21 protein-coding genes and 1 tRNA gene are annotated in these 20008 nt (G+C 60.4%); 9 read left to right on the top strand and 13 right to left on the bottom strand.

Annotation, left to right across the window (positions count from 1 at the left end; genetic code table 11):
• Positions 1–58: 58 nt before the first annotated feature.
• Positions 59–436 (top strand): MmcQ/YjbR family DNA-binding protein, encoded by a 378-nt coding sequence (locus tag QP884_RS04955; RefSeq protein ID WP_284821048.1) that lies wholly within the window; start codon positions 59–61, stop codon positions 434–436.
• 52 nt (positions 437–488) lie between these two features.
• Positions 489–974, top strand: coding sequence for a MarR family winged helix-turn-helix transcriptional regulator (locus QP884_RS04950; protein ID WP_284815541.1), 486 nt, complete (start codon positions 489–491; stop codon positions 972–974).
• An 18-nt stretch (positions 975–992) separates the two neighbouring features.
• On the opposite strand, the gene QP884_RS04945 is transcribed toward QP884_RS04950, so the two are convergent.
• Together QP884_RS04945 and QP884_RS04940 are read right to left on the bottom strand one after the other, a co-directional pair.
• Positions 993–1541, bottom strand: coding sequence for a DNA-3-methyladenine glycosylase (locus QP884_RS04945; protein ID WP_284821046.1), 549 nt, complete (start codon positions 1539–1541; stop codon positions 993–995).
• A complete protein-coding gene (locus QP884_RS04940) occupies positions 1541–2404 on the bottom strand; it encodes a polysaccharide deacetylase family protein (RefSeq protein WP_284821043.1) in 864 nt (287 codons plus the stop codon). The genes QP884_RS04945 and QP884_RS04940 overlap by 1 nt, the downstream gene beginning before the upstream one ends.
• A 157-nt stretch (positions 2405–2561) precedes the next feature.
• Between QP884_RS04940 and QP884_RS04935 the strand changes: the two genes are divergently transcribed.
• Together QP884_RS04935 and QP884_RS04930 are read left to right on the top strand one after the other, a co-directional pair.
• Positions 2562–2634, top strand: a tRNA-Ala gene (locus tag QP884_RS04935).
• 248 nt (positions 2635–2882) lie between these two features.
• A complete protein-coding gene (locus QP884_RS04930; protein WP_284769327.1) occupies positions 2883–3131 on the top strand; it encodes a hypothetical protein in 249 nt (82 codons plus the stop codon).
• Here the strand turns inward: QP884_RS04930 and QP884_RS04925 are convergent.
• From QP884_RS04925 to QP884_RS04915, 3 genes are all read right to left on the bottom strand, one after another.
• Positions 3128–3598: a GNAT family N-acetyltransferase gene (locus QP884_RS04925; RefSeq protein WP_238801888.1), complete on the bottom strand. Its 471-nt coding sequence runs from the start codon at positions 3596–3598 to the stop codon at positions 3128–3130. The genes QP884_RS04930 and QP884_RS04925 overlap by 4 nt on opposite strands.
• A gap of 100 nt (positions 3599–3698) precedes the next feature.
• Entirely contained in the window at positions 3699–3902 is a 204-nt protein-coding gene (locus tag QP884_RS04920) for a hypothetical protein (protein ID WP_005326240.1), read from the bottom strand.
• Positions 3903–4035: 133 nt separating this feature from the next.
• Positions 4036–4776: a hypothetical protein gene (locus tag QP884_RS04915; RefSeq protein ID WP_284821042.1), complete on the bottom strand. Its 741-nt coding sequence runs from the start codon at positions 4774–4776 to the stop codon at positions 4036–4038.
• 282 nt (positions 4777–5058) lie between these two features.
• On the opposite strand from QP884_RS04915, the gene QP884_RS04910 reads away from it, so the two are divergent.
• Positions 5059–5991 (top strand): methylenetetrahydrofolate reductase, encoded by a 933-nt coding sequence (locus QP884_RS04910; RefSeq protein WP_284821041.1) that lies wholly within the window; start codon positions 5059–5061, stop codon positions 5989–5991.
• The gene (metE, locus tag QP884_RS04905; RefSeq protein ID WP_284821039.1) at positions 5978–8248 is read left to right on the top strand and encodes a 5-methyltetrahydropteroyltriglutamate--homocysteine S-methyltransferase; all 2271 of its coding nucleotides are present in this window, start codon (positions 5978–5980) and stop codon (positions 8246–8248) included. The genes QP884_RS04910 and metE overlap by 14 nt, the downstream gene beginning before the upstream one ends.
• Positions 8249–8297: 49 nt before the next feature.
• Here metE and QP884_RS04900 read toward each other — a convergent pair whose 3' ends face one another.
• Together QP884_RS04900 and QP884_RS04895 are read right to left on the bottom strand one after the other, a co-directional pair.
• Positions 8298–8936 carry a DedA family protein gene (locus QP884_RS04900; protein WP_239279062.1) on the bottom strand — a complete coding sequence of 213 codons (639 nt, stop codon included), beginning with the start codon at positions 8934–8936 and terminating at the stop codon, positions 8298–8300.
• 180 nt (positions 8937–9116) lie between these two features.
• Complete coding sequence (locus QP884_RS04895; protein ID WP_284821037.1) at positions 9117–9776, bottom strand: HAD family hydrolase; 660 nt, start codon at positions 9774–9776, stop codon at positions 9117–9119.
• Positions 9777–9845: 69 nt separating this feature from the next.
• On the opposite strand from QP884_RS04895, the gene QP884_RS04890 reads away from it, so the two are divergent.
• The 3 genes from QP884_RS04890 to QP884_RS04880 all read left to right on the top strand — a co-directional run bounded on the left by QP884_RS04890 (position 9846) and on the right by QP884_RS04880 (position 12877).
• On the top strand, positions 9846–10376 hold the full coding sequence (locus QP884_RS04890) for a peptidylprolyl isomerase (protein WP_005326254.1): 531 nt from the start codon (positions 9846–9848) through the stop codon (positions 10374–10376).
• 107 nt (positions 10377–10483) lie between these two features.
• Positions 10484–11137: a rhomboid family intramembrane serine protease gene (locus tag QP884_RS04885; RefSeq protein ID WP_250411852.1), complete on the top strand. Its 654-nt coding sequence runs from the start codon at positions 10484–10486 to the stop codon at positions 11135–11137.
• A gap of 306 nt (positions 11138–11443) precedes the next feature.
• Complete coding sequence (locus QP884_RS04880) at positions 11444–12877, top strand: phytoene desaturase family protein (RefSeq protein WP_284821036.1); 1434 nt, start codon at positions 11444–11446, stop codon at positions 12875–12877.
• Here the strand turns inward: QP884_RS04880 and QP884_RS04875 are convergent.
• The 6 genes from QP884_RS04875 to QP884_RS04850 form a co-directional block, all read right to left on the bottom strand.
• Entirely contained in the window at positions 12849–13412 is a 564-nt protein-coding gene (locus QP884_RS04875) for a hypothetical protein (protein ID WP_284821034.1), read from the bottom strand. The genes QP884_RS04880 and QP884_RS04875 overlap by 29 nt on opposite strands.
• A 74-nt stretch (positions 13413–13486) precedes the next feature.
• Positions 13487–13756 carry a cell division protein CrgA gene (crgA, locus tag QP884_RS04870; protein ID WP_284821033.1) on the bottom strand — a complete coding sequence of 90 codons (270 nt, stop codon included), beginning with the start codon at positions 13754–13756 and terminating at the stop codon, positions 13487–13489.
• Between the two features lie 64 nt (positions 13757–13820).
• On the bottom strand, positions 13821–15779 hold the full coding sequence (gene pknB, locus QP884_RS04865) for a Stk1 family PASTA domain-containing Ser/Thr kinase (RefSeq protein ID WP_284821031.1): 1959 nt from the start codon (positions 15777–15779) through the stop codon (positions 13821–13823).
• Between the two features lie 3 nt (positions 15780–15782).
• Positions 15783–17228 carry a serine/threonine-protein kinase gene (locus tag QP884_RS04860; protein WP_284821030.1) on the bottom strand — a complete coding sequence of 482 codons (1446 nt, stop codon included), beginning with the start codon at positions 17226–17228 and terminating at the stop codon, positions 15783–15785.
• Positions 17228–18658 carry a penicillin-binding protein 2 gene (locus QP884_RS04855; protein ID WP_284821029.1) on the bottom strand — a complete coding sequence of 477 codons (1431 nt, stop codon included), beginning with the start codon at positions 18656–18658 and terminating at the stop codon, positions 17228–17230. The genes QP884_RS04860 and QP884_RS04855 overlap by 1 nt, the downstream gene beginning before the upstream one ends.
• Entirely contained in the window at positions 18655–20007 is a 1353-nt protein-coding gene (locus tag QP884_RS04850; RefSeq protein WP_284821027.1) for an FtsW/RodA/SpoVE family cell cycle protein, read from the bottom strand. Before QP884_RS04850 ends, QP884_RS04855 begins: the two co-directional genes overlap by 4 nt.
• Position 20008 lies beyond the last annotated feature (1 nt).

Genomic DNA, 20008 nt, shown 5'->3' with positions numbered 1-20008 from the left:
GTTTATATGGACGAAAATAGTGAAAGCAGCGCCAGCCTAGTCTCAGAGAAGGGAACCGATGATGGACGGCAGTGGTATCTACGCAGTTGCCCGACAACGCGCCGGAGAGATGCTCGGCTCGCAGGCGCAGCGTCCTTTCGGGCCCGACTGGGAAGTATTCAAGGTCTGCGGCAAGGTTTTCTTGTTGTTGACCGCGGTGACGGGCCAAGAGCAAATGATTGTTAAGGCCGACCCGGAAGACGGGCAGGCTCTACGGCAGCAATACCCATTCATTGTGCCGGGGTATCACATGAATAAGAAGCATTGGGTTTCTGTCTATCCACACGGAGAGCTGCAGCAACAGCTGATAGAGGAGTTGGTGACGGATTCCTACCGTTTGGTGGTAGAAAAGCTGCCGAGAGCGCAGCGGCCGATTTATCCGGAGGTTTTGCGTTAAGAGCAGTGGCGAGTCACTTTAGATTTAAAGCCTTGTTGTTAAGATAAATCTCATGACCGAGCGCGATGACTTCTGGCTAAATGATGAAGAACTGGCATCATTTATGTCGCTAATGAGCGTAAATATTCGCTTGACCAATATTTTGGATGCTCAGCTGCGTGATGACGCAGGTCTGAGCTTTTTTGAGTACACGGTGCTCTCGCGGCTATCTGAAGCGGAGAATCGCGAAATGCGCATGCGTGACCTTGCATTGACTGCGAACGGATCTCTGTCTCGTTTGAGCCAGGTCGTTACGCGCTTAGAAAAGCAGGGGTGGGTTGTGCGCCAGCCGTGCCCGACTGATGGACGCACCACCATGGCACAGCTGACGGATAGCGGCTGGGACAAGGTAGTTGAGACTGCGCCAGGGCACGCTAAGCAGGCGCGGAAGTCCGTCATGGATAACCTCACCCGTACGCAGATTCGCCAGATGCTGCAGATTAATCAGCGGATCATTAAGGCCATCGAGAATGATGAGCGCTACGGCGGGCGCTATTAAGTAGCGAAACGAGCAGGGCTATTTCTTGGGATAGCCGCGGCGGCCCGAGACGGTTTTATCGAAGGGGATCCAAAACCGTAGGGCCGCTTCCTTGTTTTTGGAGATACCGATACGCGGTCCGCGCACCCATTCTGGCTCGGTGGTTCGCTCGACAAGCTGTATTGGTTGGTGGTTGTCTTCGAGTGTGAAGCCGAGGGCTTTGCCGAGGTTTCCCGGTCCGCGGGCGAGGTTATGAAAATCAGAGGTGCCACGGCGGGCGAAGGCGATGACGGCGCCCTCGATGATTTCACCGCCGCGCAGCAGGCAGCCCTGGCCAGTGCCTTCAGGGGCACAGACGATATTGACGTTGCGGTGGATGCCGTAAGAAATATAGACGTAGAACCTGCCCGGCGGACCGAACATGGCCGCATTACGCGGGGTCTTGCCATTGAAAGTGTGTGCCGCGGAGTCCTCGGCGCCTAGGTAAGCCTCGACCTCAGTGAGGCGGATGCTCACCCCGGCATGGGTGAGGGTGCAGCCGAGGAGTTGGGGAGCGACGGCGTCGGCAGTCAGGGCAAAATCAATCATTAACCACGAGCGTAGTAGCGCTTACCTGCCACAGGGGTGCGCAGGAGGCGATCCAGGCTCACAGGTTCGAGGCCCTTGGCGCGTAGGCCATCGATGACGCAATCGGCAGCGTCCACGGTGGTGGGGTGGATATCATGCATCAAGACGATGGAGCCGGCGCGGGCACCCTGCACGGCCGAGGAACAGACGTGCTCAGAGTTGCGGTCCTTCCAATCCACGGTGTCGACGTCCCATAGCGCCTGGGAGACGCCCTTATCGCGGGTTACCTGATCCACGGTGGCGTTGGTAGCTCCGTAGGGCGGGCGTACCCAGCGCGTGCCCTGGCCGGTGGCCTTCTTAATAGCGGCGTTGCCGGCGTCGATTTCCTGGGATACCTGCTCAGGGGACAGCGTGTTGAGTTGGCGGTGGCTCTTGGTGTGGTTGCCGATGGTGTGGCCTTCGGCCTTCATGCGTTGGAGGAGCTCAGGGTGCTGCTCAGCACTGGGGGCGATCACCATGAAGCTTGCGTGCGCGTTCTTTGCTTTGAGCTTGTCCAGCAGGCGGTTGGTCTCGGCGCCGGGGCCGTCGTCGTAGGTGATAGCTACGCAGTTGGCACAGTCGACGCCACCACTATTGCGCGTCTCTGTTTTCTTCTCCTGGGCCGGGGTGGGCGCCTTCTGTTTAGGAGCCTTTGGGGAGAAGGCCTTGGAGGAGATGTCCTCGACCTGTGCGCGGGCGTCATCGATGCGGTGGTTGATTTCGTCTTGGATGTTTGAGCTGGAGGACGCAGGCAGTTGTGGAATCTGCGGCAACTGTGCGTTAGCGGCCGCCGGAACGGCAGCGGCGACGAGCACGGTGAGGGCGGAGGTGAGAATGCGGCGCATAGTCTTCCTAAGGATGAGGGAAAGTGGACACGATGTGCCCATGACCCTAGCGCCTGCCTGTAACTGAAGTGATAGGACATGCCTAAAGTGGCCAAGGTGGTTTGTGTGGTTCAGGTTTGGAGTTACTTCGGCTCCGGTAGTAAAGTATTCAGGCACTGGGGCATTAGCTCAATTGGTAGAGCATCTGCTTTGCAAGCAGAAGGTCAGGAGTTCGATTCTCCTATGCTCCACAGTATGAAGTCCGGTTTCCTCTTCGGAGGGGCCGGACTTTTTCTATGTGGAGGGGTTCAGGGGGTTGATTTAGCGATTTTCGTCCATACAAACCGTGGTTTTCGTCGACGGTTTTGCCGGTTTATATGGACGAAAATCGTGAACAGTGAAAGAAGAGGGCGGAAGTGTGCAAGGTCGCGGGGGAGAAACTTTCAGTACAGTGAACGGGGAATCATTACTGTCCCGCGATACCACTAGGAGACCAACCATGACCGCCAATGTTCGCTACAGTGATCCCTTTACCTCCGCAGACAAGGAAGTTGCGGCGCCGGAGGGCGCGGAATTCGTTGTAGTGCGCAAGCGCGGCGAAGCCGCGGTGGATGGTGAGGTTGTGAGCTTTCACAGCACCCGCGAAGAGGCGCGTGAGGCAGTTATGGCTGGCCTGACCGAAGAATTTAAGACGGCCGTGGATAACGAGCCGATCTACGTCACCCACGCCCGCCTGCGTTCGATTTAGAAGCGCTTGACCATCACAAAATGATCCTTGTGGCTGCCTACGTGCTCGAAGCCGAGGTGCTCGTAGAGGCCCTTGGCGCGGGGATTATCGGGGTGGACGGCTAGCGAGATGCCGGGGGCGCGCAGGGTCTGGGCGAGGGAGATGGCGGCGTCGATAAGCGCGGTGGCAATGCCCTGGCCCTTATAGCGGGCCTCGACCGCGATGGCGAGCTCCGGAATGGCGGGTTCGACAAAGCCAAAGCCGTGATTGTCCTCCGTCCCCCAGTTGAGCCACACGCCGCCAGCCGGGACGAGCTCCTGCCAGGCGATGAAACCGCCCTGGTTGGGATCCCAATTTTCCACGTAGAAGGCGAAATCATCGGCGAAGTCGGGGGAGAGCTCGCCGTGCTCGTCACCGAAAGTATCGGTAAGAAAGTTGAGGCGGGCGAGGTAGGTGCGGTCAGATTCCTGCGTTGCGCGAAGTTCCATAAGATCCACGATAGACGGCGAGGCAGCAGCGTGGGGGTGGGCATGCGAAAATCCCCTCCGCACAGGTTGGTGACCTGCGGGGAAGGGACTGTGCTAACGCTTAGGCTAGGTGGTAATTGCGGACGTCGTGACCGTTGAACTCGCGCTCGATGCCGGCTTCATCCACGGAGTGGAAGGTGGTTCCGTTGTCGATGGCGAAGCGCAGGTTATCCACGCGAGAGGAAGGGTCTTTGGACACCGCACCTGCCGGGAAGTAGTACGTTGAGCCGTCTTTGAGCTTGACGGTGAGGGACTCAAAGCTCATTGTTCATCTCCTTGTAGAAAGATCCCTAATGTGGGAATTCAATCAAGAGACTTTTGTTTAGGCAAAGCAATGAGATCTAGACAACGCTACGCATACCCCCACGGCGGGGTGGTAAGCGTATTTATTCCTCGGTTTACAAGCGGTGCTTGCCCTCGTTTTGGTGGTCATCGGTAACGCGGGTGGTATCGGCCGGCTGAGCTGCTTCTTCCTCGCGGTGCTTGGCCAGCTGCTCATCGATGGAACCGAGGAGCTCCTCATCGCGTACGGCACCTTCTTCAACGAGGTCAGACTGGGTGTCATTCTCGCTGGTGGAGGTGTAGACCAAGGTGGACTCCGGAGCGGTGTGGGAATCGGACTGGAAATCATCCACGCGCGGCGGGGTCTGGGACGGCTTGTCGTTGGAGCGCAGCCAGTAATAGGCGGCACCGGCCGCAGCAGACAGCAGGGCGATGATGCCGGCGAAGATCCAGCCCTTAGAGGACTTCTTATTCTTCTTCTGCTTCTTGGCTACCTTGGCGGACTTCTTCTTGAGGTTCTTCTGGGCCTTCTGAGAGTCCTTCTTGGCCTGCTTGCGGGCCTTCTTAGCCTTCTTGGTGGCCTCTTCCTTGGCGTCGTTCAGGCGCTCGGTGGCGTCTTCGCGGTAGTCGTTGAACTCCTCCAGGGCGCGCTCGAGGCGGGAGTGTGCGGCGCGGGTAACGGCGCCTGCTTGGCGGCGCGGCTCGGCGAAGGTGCCGTTATCGCGCTCGTCCATCTTCTGCGCGGCCTCTTCCAGGGCGGTGTAGGCCTCGCGGGACTTTTCCTCGCGGTAGTTATTGAACTGGCTCCACAGGTTCGATGCGGTCTTAAAGGCCACGTTCAGCGTGGTGGGGTTCATGGGGTGGAACACTCCTTAACTCAGATTTATCAATTCGCTTTCACCCAGCATAGTGACGTGGTGGGTGGTGTACCACCGTTGGCGTCGAGGCGTGCAGGGGGAACGCGCTAGAAATAGACCGCTTGGTTCAGAATTCACGATTATTATTCACCCGATTTTTCGCCAACCTCGCAGTTTGCGGGCTTGCAAAGGTATCACCATTGAAAAATCGCTACCGCGCAAACTGAACAGCTTGGTACGTTTTTCTCAACACACCAACGACGACCAGCAAAGGAGGTGACCATGAGCCCGCGACTTTCGGCTTCTGCGCCCTTGGACTATGAAAGTGAAGAGGAAGCACATGCGCCCGAGCGCCTTGCCCTTTCCTTTGAGGTGATCCCGCCGCGCCACGATGCCGATGCCGCCAAAATCGACCGCTTACTAGAAGTCCTGGAAAGCTATCACCCTGATTACATCGCGGTGACCAGTTCCCAGCGCTCCGGTTGGTTGGAGGGAACCGCGGCCTTCATTGAGAAGATTTCGCAGAACACCTCTATGCGTCCCCTGGCGCACCTGGCCTGCACGGCCGGGACGCGCGACGAGCTCATCGGGTGGATTAATCGCTTGGTGGATGCCGGCGTGCGCGGCCTGCTGGCCCTGCGCGGCGATCTCCCCGAAGGGGGCATGCCCGAGCACTACCTGCAACATGCCGATGAGCTGGTTCGCCTCATCCGCCAGCTGGAAAGCCACCAGGCTGCCCGCTTTGCCGCCGGCCGCCTCGCGGTGAGCGTGGCGTGCTACCCCAGCGGCCATGCCGAATCCAAGAACGAGGACGAAGACTTCGACGTCCTGCTTAATAAGCAGCGCCTCGGCGCGGACTTCGCCATCACCCAGCTTTTCTTTGATGCGGAGGACTTCCTTCGCTTCGCCCAGAGGGCGAAATTGGCCGGGGTAAAAATTCCCCTCATTCCGGGGATTATGCCCATGACCAGCCTGCGCCGGTTGGAGCGAATGGGGCAGCTGTCCGGGCTGACCGTACCCGAGAGGGTGCGCACTCAGCTCGCGGCAGCGACAACCCCAGAAGAGGAATACGAAATCGGCATGGAGCTTACCGCCCAATTGGCCCGCACCATCGTGGCCGGCGGCGCGGACGGTCTCCATATCTATACCCACAACAACCCGGACATTACGCAAGACCTGTTATCTCGAATCGGAGTAGACAATGACGAACACTAACTTCCCCAAGGCGACGATTGAGGGCTACCCTCGCGTCGGCGCTAACCGCGAACTCAAGCGTGCGCTGGAATCCTACTGGGCCGGCCGCATCGATGCGGAAACCTTCGAGTCCGCCGCACATTCCCTGCGCTTGGATACCTATAACCGCCTGCGCGACCTGGGACTTACTGAGGACTACGCCATTCCTGCTGACGTCGCCTACTACGACCAGGTACTCGAGACCGCACTGACCGTTGGCGCCGTGGCCGGCGAGACCCTGGATGATGAGTTCACCTTGGCCCGCGGCAATAAGGACACCGCGCCGCTGGAAATGACCAAGTGGTTCGACACCAACTACCACTACATCGTCCCGGAAATCGCCGATGACCAGGACTTCAAGGCGCGCCCGCAGCGCGTTATCAAGCTGGTAGAAGAGGCCCGCGCGGCAGGCCACACCGTGCGCCCGTACCTCGTCGGCCCGGTTACTCTGCTGGCCCTGTCTAAGCAGGCAGAGGGTGCTACCAAGTCTCCGCTCGACCGCTTGGATGATGCCGTCAAGGCCTACCAGGAGGTATTGGCCGAGCTGGATAAGTCCGGCGTGAAGTGGGTACAGCTGGCCGAGCCTGCGCTGGTAGCGGACCTGACCATTGCCAATGATGAGGAACTGGCCGCCCACACCAAGCGCGCCTATGAGGCCATCCTGGGTGCGGACAACCGCCCGCAGGTATATCTCACCACCCCGTACGGTTCTGCGCGCAAGGGCCTCGACGTTCTGGCGGAGCTCAAGCCAGAGGCCGTCCAGGTGGACCTTTCCGTGGGCACCCTGGCACTCGATGAGGGCTACCTCGAGCGCGTGAAGAATCTGAAGTCCCACGTGGTTGCCGGCCTTATCGACGGCCGCAATGTCTGGGCCGCCAACCTGCGCGACCTGCGTTCCAAGTACGAGGACCTGGAGGGTAGCCTCGATTCCCTTTCCGTATCGACCTCCGTTTCCCTGCAGCACGTGCCGCACACCGTGGAGGCAGAAACCAAGCTGCCGGCCGACGTCGCTACCTGGTTCTCCTTCGCCAACGAGAAGGTCAAGGAAGTCGTCGCCCTCTCCCAGGGCCCGCTGGAGGCACCGGAAGCGTATAGCATCAGCGACCGCGCAGTGCGCACCCGTGCCGAATCCGAGCGCATCCACAACGCGGCGGTGAAGGCGCGCATCGAAAAGCTGCCGGCCGGCGAGGTTAAGCGCGAGCCTGCCTTTGCTGAGCGCAACGAGGCGCAGAAGGAACTCGGCCTGCCGCAGCTGCCAACCACCACCATCGGTTCCTTCCCCCAAACCAAGGAGATCCGCCAGGCGCGTGCGGCCCACCGCAAGGGCGAGCTTTCCGACGCCGACTACAACGCCGCCCTCAAGGACGAAGTCAAGTCCGTCATTGAGCTGCAGGAGCGCCTCGGCCTCGACGTCCTCGTTCACGGCGAGCCGGAGCGCAATGACATGGTGCAGTACTTTGCTGAGCTGCTCGATGGCTTTGTCACCACCGAAAACGGCTGGGTCCAGTCTTATGGCTCCCGCTGCACCCGTCCGCCAATCGTTGTGGGTGACATCTCCCGCCCGGCTGCGATGACCACCGAGTGGTCCAAGTACGCCCAGTCGCTTTCGGAGCACCATGTTAAGGGCATGCTCACCGGCCCGGTGACCATTCTGGCCTGGTCCTTCGTGCGAGATGACGTACACCAGTCCGTCTCCGCGGACCAGCTCGGCGTCGCGCTGGCGGATGAGGTGCATGACCTGGAAGAGGCCGGCATCGACATCATCCAGATCGACGAGCCTGCCCTGCGCGAGCTGTTGCCGCTGCGCGAGGAAGACCGCAAGGCCTACCTGGACTGGGCCGTGCGTTCCTTCCGCCTGGTAGCGCTCGAGGCCAAGCCGACCACCCAGATCCACACCCACCTGTGCTACTCCGAGTTCGGCCAGATCATCGATGCCGTTGCCGGCCTGGATGCCGATGTCACCTCCATCGAGGCGGCCCGCTCCCGCATGGAGCTGCTGGAGGATATCGACGAGACCTTCCACTCCGAGATCGGCCCGGGCATCTACGATATTCATTCCCCGCGCGTGCCTTCCGTAGCGGAGATGGCCGAGCTCATCCGCGCCGCGCTCAAGCACGTGCCGGTCGAGCGCCTGTGGGTCAACCCGGACTGCGGCCTGAAGACCCGCGGCTACGAGGAGACCGAGGCCTCCCTGCGCAATATGGTGCTGGCTCGCGATGAGGTGCGCGAGTCCCTCTAAATCCTCCCTAATCGCACCGCAATCCCGGCCGGGTAAAGAATTAAAGTTCTTACGTGGCCGGGATTTCGCGCTGTGCCTTGCGGCGTCTATTGATCCAGCCGATGATCATCGGCAGCACGGAAATTGCCACCACGATCAGCATGATGATGTCGATGGAGTGAGCAATCCCCGGAATACCGCCCAGCAGTACGCCGACGAGCAGCATGGAGCCTACCCAGCCCACGCCGCCGAGGATATTCCAGCGCAGGAACGAGGAGTAGCCCATTTCTGCGGTGCCCGCGGCGAAGGGGACGAAGGTGCGCACAATCGGCACGAAGCGGCCCAATACCAGGGCCACCGGGCCGTGGCGCTGGAAGAAGTCTTCCGCGCTATCGAGGTGTTCGGTGCGCAGGACGCGGGCATCGTCCTTGAAGAGCTTGCGGCCAAAGCGGCGGCCTAAATAGAAGCCCACCTGGTCGCCGGCAAAGGCGGCCACCGCGGCCACGACAAAGAGCAGCCAGGCGTTGATATCGAGTTCGTGGCGCAGGATGGCCGCGGTTACGAGCAGTGAATCACCCGGCAGGAATGGGAAAAGCACGCCGGACTCGATGAAGATGACGACGGCGACGCCGAGCAGGATATAAGGTCCGAAACTCTGGAGCAGCGAGCCTGCGTCCATGAGGTTGTGAAGGGAGGACAAGAAATCCATGAGTGGATCCTTTCTTAGCAGTTCTTTTAGTATCCTCCGCAAACTGCAAAGTAGCTGCGAATCCGCTGGGTGTCCGAATGGAACCGGTATGTTTCTTTTCTAGTTCTAACCTTTGGGTTAAAAACATCACTAGCGAGAAAGATCCGCAAACTGGGTGCGCAAGCCTCGGCACCAGCGTAGTCAGCTGGCTTTTCGGGGGAGAACCTCTTTCAACGCGCTAAGCGAGCGCAGATCCCCATTCCCCGCACGGTCGAGGTGGAGCGCGTGCAGCCCCGCCGTGCGCGCGCCCTGCACATCGTTGGCTAGGGAATCGCCCACCATCAGCGTGTCCACGGGGGCCGCACCCAGCTGATCGCAGGCGGCAAGGTAGGCCGCGCGCTGCGGTTTGGGGCAGCCGAGGTCGACGGTAGGGATGAGGAGGACGTCGGCAAGCGCAAGGCCCGTGGCCTCCAGCTTTGCCTGCTGCATCTCGCGCTCGCCGTTGGTGAGCACGCCCACTTGGAAGCCGGACTCGAGGGCCCAGGTGAGGGTGGGCAGGGCGTCGGCAAAAGCGCGCCACTGCTCCCGGTAGGCGGAAAGATAGCCGTCATAAGCGGTCAGCGCCTCGGCATCGCTCATCTCCCGGCCGAGGAATTCGCGGCAGCGCGCCGCCCGCTGACCCTGGTGGGTGACCTCGCCGCGCTCGTAGGCGCTGAACCACTTTCGTTCAATGGCCGCGAACCGCGCATGCCGGCCCTCGGGCAGTCCTAACTCGCGGCACCACTGATCCACTGCGTCCCGGGCCGCGCCGGTGTGGTCGAGCAAGGTGTCATCCAGATCAAAAAGTAGCGCGCGAATCATGCCTTCAGGCTAGCGCGATCGCTGACAGCGTTATGTCATGCGCGGCAGGCGCGCGTTAAATTCTTTACAATGGCTGGCATGACTCAGAAGACCGCAACTGCAACGATGCATACCAACTACGGCGACATTGTTATCGATCTCTTCGGTAACCACGCACCGGTAACCGTTGAAAACTTCATCGGCCTGGCCAAGGGCGAGAAGGACTACTCCACCCAGAACGCAAAGGGCGAGCAGTCCGGCCCGTTCTATGACGGCGCAATCTTCCACCGCATCATCGATAACTTCATGATCCAGGGCGGCGACCCTACCGGCACCGGCCGCGGTGGCCCGGGCTACCAGTTCCAAGACGAGTTCCACCCGGAGTTGCAGTTCGACCGCCCATTCCTGCTGGCCATGGCCAATGCTGGCCCAGGCACCAACGGCTCCCAGTTCTTCATCACCGTGGCGCCGACCCCGCACCTGAACAACCACCACACCATCTTTGGTGAGGTTACCGATGCTGCCTCCCAGGAGGTTGTGTCCAAGATCGCCAAGGTTGATACCGACCGCATGGACCGTCCGCACGAGGACGTTGTTATCGAGTCCATCGATATCGCGTAATCACCTTTTCCCTCGGGCCCGTCACCGCATTATCCATGCGGCGGCGGGCTCGTTGCAGTTTTCCCGAGCTATCTACCACTAGACCCGCCTCAAGGACTGACAACTTCATGACCATGGTGAGAAACTATGTCCGCACCACCCCGGCGACCGCGCTCATCGCCGCCGTCTGCATCATTGCCTGGCTCATTACCGCCGTGCAGGCCCGGACGCTGGGCGCTACCTTTTATGAATCCGACCTCGCGGTGGACTGGGGCCTGTGGGGCCCGCAATACCCGATTGCGCCGCAGACCGCGCTGTCCTCTGCGTTTATGCACCTGGACGCGGGCCACGTGGCGGTGAACATGATCATGCTCGTGCTCATCGGCAGGGAGGTGGAGCGGGCCCTTGGCACCGGGTTGTACCTCGCCGCCTACCTCATTTCTTGCCTTGGCGCGTCCGCCATGATCTTGACATTCGACTTTGAGACCCCCACCGTCGGCGCCTCGGGTGCGCTCTTCGCGCTCATGGCCATGCTGGTGGGTGCTTACCGCCAGCGCGGGCTCGATCTCCGCGCACCCATCGCCCTCGTTCTGGCGAATGTGGCCTATACCTTCTTAGCCGATGGCGTATCCCTGTGGGGACACCTTGGCGGGTTGTGTACAGGCATCGTGTTGAGCCTCTTCCTCTATCGAAAAAGCCCCGCCCTCCGCTGGGGCGGCGTTGCTGCGGTGGCCGTGGTAGTCCTCGCACTATTAGCCCAACAAGCTGGGGTTTGGGGATAACTGTGGAATTTGATCACCGGAAAGCGTGTGCGAAAGAATTCCACAATGGTTATCCACATTGTGGATAACTACATTTTTGTAATTTACCGAACGCTTTTCCGGAGTTTTCCCTGATCACGCTGGTCTAGACCGTGCGAAAGTGCGAAAATCAGCCTGTGGAAGCCCGTGAAAACAGTTATCCACAGGGTGTTAATAATTGTGTGAAATTCACATTTCACAGGTTTTCTCCACAGCCTGTGGATAACTTTCTACCCATTGTGTTAACAAGACTGATAAATTTGGGCATTGACCTGCATAAGGAGCATTGTGGATTATCAACCTCGCGCTGTGATCGTCGGCGCAGGCCCGAATGGGCTCACGGCCGCGGCGCGCTTGGCTATGGCCGGGTGGAGTGTGGATATCTACGAGCGCGCCGGCCGGGCCGGTGGTGCAGCGGCATCCTCCGCGGAGATTTTCCCGGGCACGATTGTGGATCTCGGCGCGGCCGGGCACCCCTTTGGCGTAGCGAGCCCGGCCTTTCGCGCCCTCGACTTGGAAGCCCACGGTGTGCGGTGGCGCAATGCTCCTTATCCCATGGCTCATCCGCTCGAAGGCGCACCGGCCGGGGTCCTGCACGGTTCCTTGGCGGATACGGCGGCGGAATTGGGGACCGATGCCAAGGCGTGGAGGCGTCTACACGGGCACATTGTTCGCCACATCGATGAGCATGTGGATAATGCGCTTACCCCGCTGGTGCGCTGGCCCAATCGCCCCGTGCGCTTGGCACAGTTTGGCGCGGCCGGAGTTTTGCCCGCCAGCAGCTTGGCTCGCGCGGCCTTCCGCACGCCCCAGGCCCGCGCCCTCTTTGCGGGCAGCGCGGTACACGCGATCACCTCACCGACTACGCCTTTTACCTCGGCGTTCGGCCTGCTCTTTGGCGGGCTAGGGATGACCCGCGGCTGGCCCGTGGTGGAGGGCGGCACCGGCGCTCTTATCGACGCCCTCCTTAACCTCCTCCGCTCCCACCACGCCCGCCTCCACACGGGATGCGAGGTCACCGACCTGCGGGAGCTGCCTCCGGCCGATGCGGTCATTGTGAACCTCACCCCGCGCCAGATTCTGCGGCTGGGTGGGCTGGAACTGCGGGACGGCACTCGGCGGAGCCTGGCGCGCTGGCGCTATGGCAGCGCCGTATTCAAAGTGGACTTTCACCTCAGTGAGCCCGTCCCGTGGACCGATCCCCGCGTGGGTCAGGCCGGCACCGTGCATGTGGGAGGAACGTTGGAGGAAATATGTGGGGCTGAGGGGGACGTCGGCAAGCGGCGCATGCCTAAGCGCCCCTTGGTATTGGCATGCCAGCAATACGTGGCAGACCCCTCCCGAGGGCACACCCTGTGGACGTATGCGCATGTCCCGCGCGGCTATGTCGAGCGCTATCCAGGTGAGGTCACCGAGCTGATTGCCGCCCAGATCGAGCGCTTTGCCCCCGGTTTTCGCGATACCATCCTGGCTACCCACGCTACGAGCCCGGCCGATCTGGAGCGATGGAATCCCAACTTGGTGGGCGGCGATATCGCCGGCGGTGCCATGACCGGGCTGCAAACCCTCCTGCGACCACGCTTGTCGGCCCATCCGCATCGCCTCGCATCGCGAGTATTTATGGCTTCTAGCTCGGCCGCTCCCGGCGCTGGCGTGCACGGCATGCCGGGGTGGTGGGCCGCCGAAGAAGCGCTTAGCGCGTGGAACGACGCTGCCAAATAAAGAAGCCCGCGCCGATGAGCCACAGAGTCACGGCGGCGAAATACCCAGGGATGGTCGTGGTGCGGGGCAGGTAGGAACTGCCTGGGACGAGCCCGGCAACCACGGGCTCGAGGAGGAAGCCGAGGACGGCGAGATAATCGAACCAGCGGAACCGTGCCGAGGCCGCGCCGGCCAGCCCCAGTACCGGTCCAGAAATGAGCGCCAGGAAGAACCACTGGGCGTTGTACTCGAATGCCTCGCGCCAGTTATATACACCGAAGACCACCAGCAAGGTGTAGTGCACCGTCAGCATCATCACGATGATTCCCGTACCGGCCAGGAGTGCCTTGAGCCACCGGCCCGGAAATTCCTTACCCATGAGGTAGCTAAAAATTCCCCACACCATGCCCGAGCCCAAGACGTTGCCTAGGTAGTTGCGCACGGAAAGGCGGAGGGGAGCGGCGCCGGTGAGTAGGGTGGCGTCGGCAAACGCGATGTGCACGGCCGCGTAGGCCACCGAAATGATGAGGCCCGCAGCAAGAATATGGCGAGACATGTGGCTCCTAGATATGAAAAACCCTCGCCGCCTACAGGAAGTAGGGAGCGAGGGAATAGGCTGTGGCGTTTAGCTTAGCGCCAACCCATGGTCATTAGCAGGCCGATGATGGCCAGGCCGAAGCCGATGCCGTAATTCCATGCGCCGAGGTCCGCCATGAACGGGATGTCCTGGCCAGCGAGGTAATTGACCACAAGCCACAGCAGGCCGATGACCATCAGGCCCAGCATGATAGCGACGTACCACTTCGGGGTGCCCTCAGAATTGATCTTGACGGGAGTTCGGTTGCTAGCAGAGCTCGAGGTAGGGACGGAGGAGCTCTGGGAAATCTTTGACTTCGGCATAAGATACCTTTTCTAGATTTAAGTTCTTATCTAAGTTCGTACTGAGGCCTTAGGATACCAGCAGTTATGGCTGCGGCAGAAGTGCAGCGGGGTCGAAACTCCACAGGCGGATATCAATATTTTGATCCTTGCGCATGGTATCGCCCGGGTTCACAGACGCCCAGCCAATCTTATTGGCATCCACCAAGGCACCGGTAGGAGCCGGCTCGCCGACGACGAACTGGCCGGTCCAGCCAGCCTCCCGCAACGCGGCCTCGGCCTGGCCTTCATTCTTGCGTACCAGGTCAGGGGCCTTAAAGAGCATGCCATTGGATACCTCAACGGTAACCGGCTTGCCCTTTTCCAGCTCCGCGCCCTGGTTGGAGACGCTGAGCACCGTGCCCTTCGGCTCCAAGGAATCCACCTCGCGGACGTCTACATCAAAGTCATTCGACTCGAGGCGGCTCTGGGCATCCTCGACGTCCATGCCGGCGACATTGGGCACGCGCCTCTTTTCGACGCCCTTAGATACCGTTACCCGTACCTTCGATCCCTTGGACAGCTGCGTGCCGCCGGCCGGGTCCTGCTTGATGATCTGGCCGGCCGGGGACTCATCGTTTTCTTCCGAGACATCGGAATTGAGCACCAAGCCTGCCCCTTCGAGTGCCTGGGCGGCCTCATCCAAGGTCATGCCGGTGATATCTGGAACGTCCGTAACCTCCTTGCCGGAGGAAACGGTCAGGGTCACCGAGGCATTCTTCTGCAGCTCGGAGCCTGGGGCCGGATTAATGCGGATGGCATTATTGCGTGGAATATCCGGGTTGGCCTCCTCATTGACGGTGACCTGCAGACCCATGTCTTCCAGTTCCTTGACCACCTCATTGCGCGGGCGGTTTTCCACCTCGGGCACGGTGATTTTGTCCTGGTGAGCCGATTGGGTCTGGCGTGGCTTATCTTCAGAGTCTTTATCGTTGGAGAAGAAATCCCAGGCGAAGTAGCCCACAATGGCCACCAAGAGGGCGGCCAGGAACGCTGCCAGCCACTTCATCCAGCCGCCACCCTGATTGTCATCGTCCTCGGTGGGGCGGGTGGACTGGATTGGCGCGCGGTGCGCGGCCGCAGCTGGTGCGGCGGCGCCGACCATTTCGGTAGGCTGCTCGTCTTCTTCCTCGTTGACGTGCATGCGCGCTGCAGCGGTGACCTGCCCGTTGCGCAGGCGCTCCAAATCGCCGGCCATCTCCCAAGCGGATTGATAACGATCCGCCGGGTGCTTGGCCATAGCGGTAAGTACTACCGCATCGATATTGACGCGTTGGGTAGGAGTCAGCGAGGGATCCGCAATGAGCTCCGACGGCGGCGTCGGCTCTTCCTGCACATGCTGATACGCAACTGCAAAGGGGGTTTCGCCCTCAAAAGGAGTATGGCCGGTAAGCGCCTCATAGAGCACGCAGCCCAGCGCATAGACATCGGAGCGGGCATCCGCGTTCTTACCGCGGGCCTGCTCCGGAGAAAGGTACTGGGCGGTGCCGATAACGGCGGAGGTTTGCGTCATCGCCGAGGTGGAATCATCCAAGGCACGGGCAATGCCGAAGTCCATCACCTTCACCTGGCCGGTGTTGGTGAGCATAATATTTGCCGGCTTGATATCGCGGTGGATAATACCGGCCTCGTGCGAGGCTTGTAGTGCATCCGCTACCGGTTTGAGGATATCTGCCGCCTCCTGGGCGGACAGAGCGCCATCCTCGCGAATGATATCGCGCAAGGTGCGGCCGTTGACCCGCTCCATGACGATATATGGGATGGTCATGCCATCCAGCTCGGTTTCACCGGTGTCATAAACCGCAACGATATTGGGGTGATTCAGCTTGCCCGAGTTCTGGGCCTCGCGGTAAAAACGCTCACGGAAGTTGACGTCGCGGGCCATTTCCGGGCGGAGCATCTTTACCGCTACCTGGCGGCCTAGGACGGTGTCTTCGGCAGCATAGACCTCAGACATGCCGCCGGCGCCGATGATCTCGCCTCTCCGATAGCGGTCATTGACCATCGCTTAGTCACCCTCCTGTGTAATTAGATCGGCCAAGTCTCCGGGGAGCTCATTAGCCTGCGAGTTTACTGGAGTATCCAGCTCAGGTGTAGTTTCAACGTGCGTATCCTGCGGATTCTGTTGCGTTGGTACGGCCGGGGGCTGTTCCTGGCGAGTAGGCGAGTGGCGCGTGGGTTCCTCGCGGTGAGTCGTGCGCGGGGCTTCTTCCAGATTGGATTCCTGCGGCTCCGTCTCTGTCACCGTCACCGGTTCCGGGGCCTCTTCCGTATCTTCGTCCGGGGTGTCCTGCGGGGTGGTGGTGGGATCGCGATACTCCGTAACCACCGAGGTCTCCGGTGTGCTGGAGGGCTCGCTTTCTCCCTCGTTATCGCTCAAGTTGTGGTAGGCAGCGTAACCACCACCGGCCACGGCTGCGAGGAGTAGGGTGATACCCAGGCCCTTAAGGAAAGAGGAGCCACCCTTGGACTTTTTTGTGGGAGCGGTTCCTGCAGCCGGATGGATCGTGGTGGGTTGGGCAACGTTTCCCAACATCTCCGTCGATGCTGACGGTGAGGGCTCGGGTGCGCGTTGCGTTAGCGGGGCGGACTTAGGCTGCGGCGGGCGCTTGCCCAAGCGAACTGCGGAGATGGCCAGGGTGAACTCATTGCCATCGGCATAGCGGGTGGCCGGATCCTTGCGCAACGCAATGCGAATGAGCTCGCGCGCAGGGGCGCTGATATTCGTCGATAGTGGCTCCGGCTCCTGGTTGATGTGGGCCAAAGCGATGGATACGGAGGAATCTCCGGTAAAGGGACGCTTGCCGGCGAGCATTTCATAGCCGACGACGCCGAGCGAATAGACATCGGAAGCCGGCGTGACGTCCTTGCCCTGTGCTTGCTCAGGCGATACATACTGTGCGGTACCCACCACCATGCCGGTGCGGGTCAGCGGCACGGCCGCGGCCGCCTTGGCAATGCCAAAGTCCGTGATCTTGACCTGGCCATTTTGCGTAATGAGGAGGTTGCCGGGCTTAATATCGCGGTGGACCAGCTCCATGCGGTGAATGATGGATAGGCCATGTGCTGCCTGCTCGAGGACGTCGAGAGCGAGCTCTTCTTGCAGCGTATTTTCGCGCGCCAAAAGGTCTGCGAGGGATTCGCCGCGCACATACTCCAAGGCCATGAAGCAGAACTTGCGGCCGTTATCCTCTAGCTCGCGGTAGTCATAGGTGGCCACCACGTTCTCGGACTGAATGGATTCGGCTGACTTCGCCTCATTGCGGAAGCGCGAGAGGAACTCCTGGTTATCGGAAAATTCCGGGCGCAGAACCTTGAGCGCTACCTCACGATCATTGCGGGTATCATCGGCCAACCACACGGTGGACATTCCGCCGTGACCGATGATCCACTGCAGCTCGTAATCGCTGCCAATCAGTGCCTGGAGATGTTCCTTATTCTCGGCGCTATTCATTACTGCTCCCCCTGGTATGCGCGCAGGATGGCGCGGCCAATTGGGCCGGAAACCTTGCCGCCCGTCGCGGACTCACCCAAGTTACCACCATTTTTCACCACGACGCCTACGGCGATATCGCGATCCGGATCGAAGGCAACGTACCACACGTGCGGGGCTAGGCCCTCGCCGTGCTCGGCGGTGCCGGTCTTCGAGGCAAAGCCATTACCGTCATATCCGGCGGAGGAACGCTCGGAGGCGTACATCAAGTCAGTAAGCGTGGCCGCAGTTTCCTCATTAACCGCCTGGTCTGCCTTCTTTGGCTTGGTGGTGCGAACGTCCTTCATCTGGGCGTCGGTAATGCGATTGACCAGGTAGGGCTGCATGCGGGTGCCCTTATTGGCCACGGTGCCCGCCATGACTGCTGCCTGCAGCGCGGTCATGGTGACGTCGCGCTGGCCAATGGCGGACTGCGCCGTGGCTGCCCCATCCGGCAAATCGCCCAAGGTGCCGGCGGAGGTAGACACGCCGAGGTCGTAATTCTCGCCCACGCCAAAGGCCTTGGCGTACTTGCGCAGTTCATCAGCGCCGATCTGCTCCGACATCTCCACAAAGGCGGTATTGCAGGACAACGCAAAGGCGGTCTGCAGGGTTACCGCATCCTGACCATTGCACTTTTGGTTGGCGTAGTTAGTCAGCTCCGTCACCGTATCCGGCAAGGTAATGACATTGGAACCGGTCAGGGTGGAGGAAGGATCAAAGCCATTGTTTAGGCCTGCTGCGGTGGTAATGATCTTGAAAATGGAGCCAGGAGGCAAGGTCTCTGCACCGGCGTGGTTGACCAGCGGCTGTCCCTCCTGCTCCTGCAGGTTGGCCCAGGTCTCCTCGGCAGAATCTCCCATTAGATCATTGGGGTTATAGCCAGGGTTGGAGGCCATGGCAAGGATCTTGCCCGTGGAAGGCTGAATGGCCACCGCAGAGCCCTCGTAGCCAGGGACCACGAGTTGATCGTAGGCCGCCTGCTGCAGCGCAGGATCGATGGTGACCTCTACGTTGGCGCCCTGCTTCGGCTTATCGGCCAGTGCGTCGAGCCAATTCTGCTTCATCAGGGAGTCATCGGTGCCATTAAGGATGTCATTTTGGGATGACTCCAATTCGGAGGCGCCAAACTGGGTCGACAGGTAACCGGTCAGGTTGCCAAAGGCCGGCGAATCAATGGGGTAGGAGCGCGAGTAGGTCTCATCCGGGTTCTGCGTGGACTGCGCCAGCACGGTATTGCCCGCAAAGATCTGGCCGCGCGGGGTGGTTTGCATCTCCATAAACCCGCGCATGTTCCGCGGATTATGGGCGTACTTATCCTCAGAAAAAGCCTGGATTACCGTCATATTGACCAGCAAAATGGCGGTCAAAATGATGGCGAACAGGGACACTAGGCGGATGGATCGATTCATCGGTGAGCCTCCTGGACCGACGGGAACATGGAGGTATCGCTCGGAGCATTGCCCGAGGTCTCCTGCATGGGGCGACGAGCCGCGTTAGAGATCCGCAGCAGAATCGCCAACAACACGTAGTTAGCCATGAGAGAGGAACCACCGGCGGACATGAATGGCGTAGTCAGGCCGGTCATCGGCAGCAGGGCAGAGATGCCGCCGGTGACCACGAAGACCTGCACGGCCAAGGTAAGAGAAAGACCGGATGCCACCAGCTTGCCGTAGGTATCGCGGGTGCGCAGCGCGGTGCCGAAACCGCGGGTGGCCAGCATGGCGAAGAGCACCAGCACGGCGGCGAGGCCGATGAGGCCGAACTCCTCACCAATAGCGGCAAGGATGAAATCCGAGTGAGCCACCGGAACCAGCTCTGGATGTCCTTGGCCCAAGCCGCTGCCTGAGATGCCACCAGAGGACATGCCGAACAGCGACTGAGAGAGCTGGAAACCTGTGCCGTCGTAGTTGCCCAACGGATCCAGGAAGTTAGAAAAGCGCTGCTGGATCTTGGAGGAAATTTGGTAGATGCCAAAACCACCGACGCCGACGAGGACCACGCCGATGAGCAACCAGCTCACGCGGCCAGTGGCCATGAATAGCATGCCGAGGACGGTGCTAAACAGCAGCAGTGCCGGGCCAAAGTCATTGGAAATGCCCATGATGACGATCGCGATGGCCCACACGATCAGGATGGGTGCGAGGTCGCGAAGGCGCGGCAGGGAGATGCCGAGTACCCGGTAGCCCGCGACGGTAAAGAGGGAGCGCTTCTGCGTCAGCAGCATGGCGAAGAACAAGATCAACAAAATTTTGGAGAACTCACCCGGCTGGATGGAGAAGGGGCCCAGGTTAAGCCAGATGCGTGCCTCTACGCCGTCAGGCTGCGGCCACACTAGTGGCAGGGCAAGCAGGACGAGGCCGGCGGCGCCCAAGATATAGGAGTAACGCGTCAATGACTTGTGATCCTTCAAAATGGCCAAGACCAGCACGAAGAGCACAAGTCCGACTACGGTCCACATGACCTGGCGCACGGCGAGTCCTTGTTCATTGACCAGATCCAGGCGGGCCAGCATGATGAGCCCGATGCCGTTGAGGATCGCCACGATGGGCAGCATGATCTGATCAGCATAAGGCGCTAAGAAGCACATCACCAGGTGGGCAACGGTAAAGACGCCGATGAATCCGCCGATGAGATAAACCAGGTCCATGGTCAACGCGTTGTCTTGGGATAGCTCCAGGCTGACCAAAGTGATAGCGAAGACGATGGCGGATAGGATGAGCAGGCCGAGTTCGGTTCCTCGGCTAAAAAACTTTTTCACA

Source organism: Corynebacterium tuberculostearicum (assembly GCF_030229345.1).
In the GTDB taxonomy this organism is placed as follows: Bacteria; Actinomycetota; Actinomycetes; order Mycobacteriales; family Mycobacteriaceae; genus Corynebacterium; species Corynebacterium tuberculostearicum_G.
The sequence above is the reverse complement of the archived record's forward strand: the minus strand, read 5'-3'. Positions and strand labels throughout refer to the sequence as shown.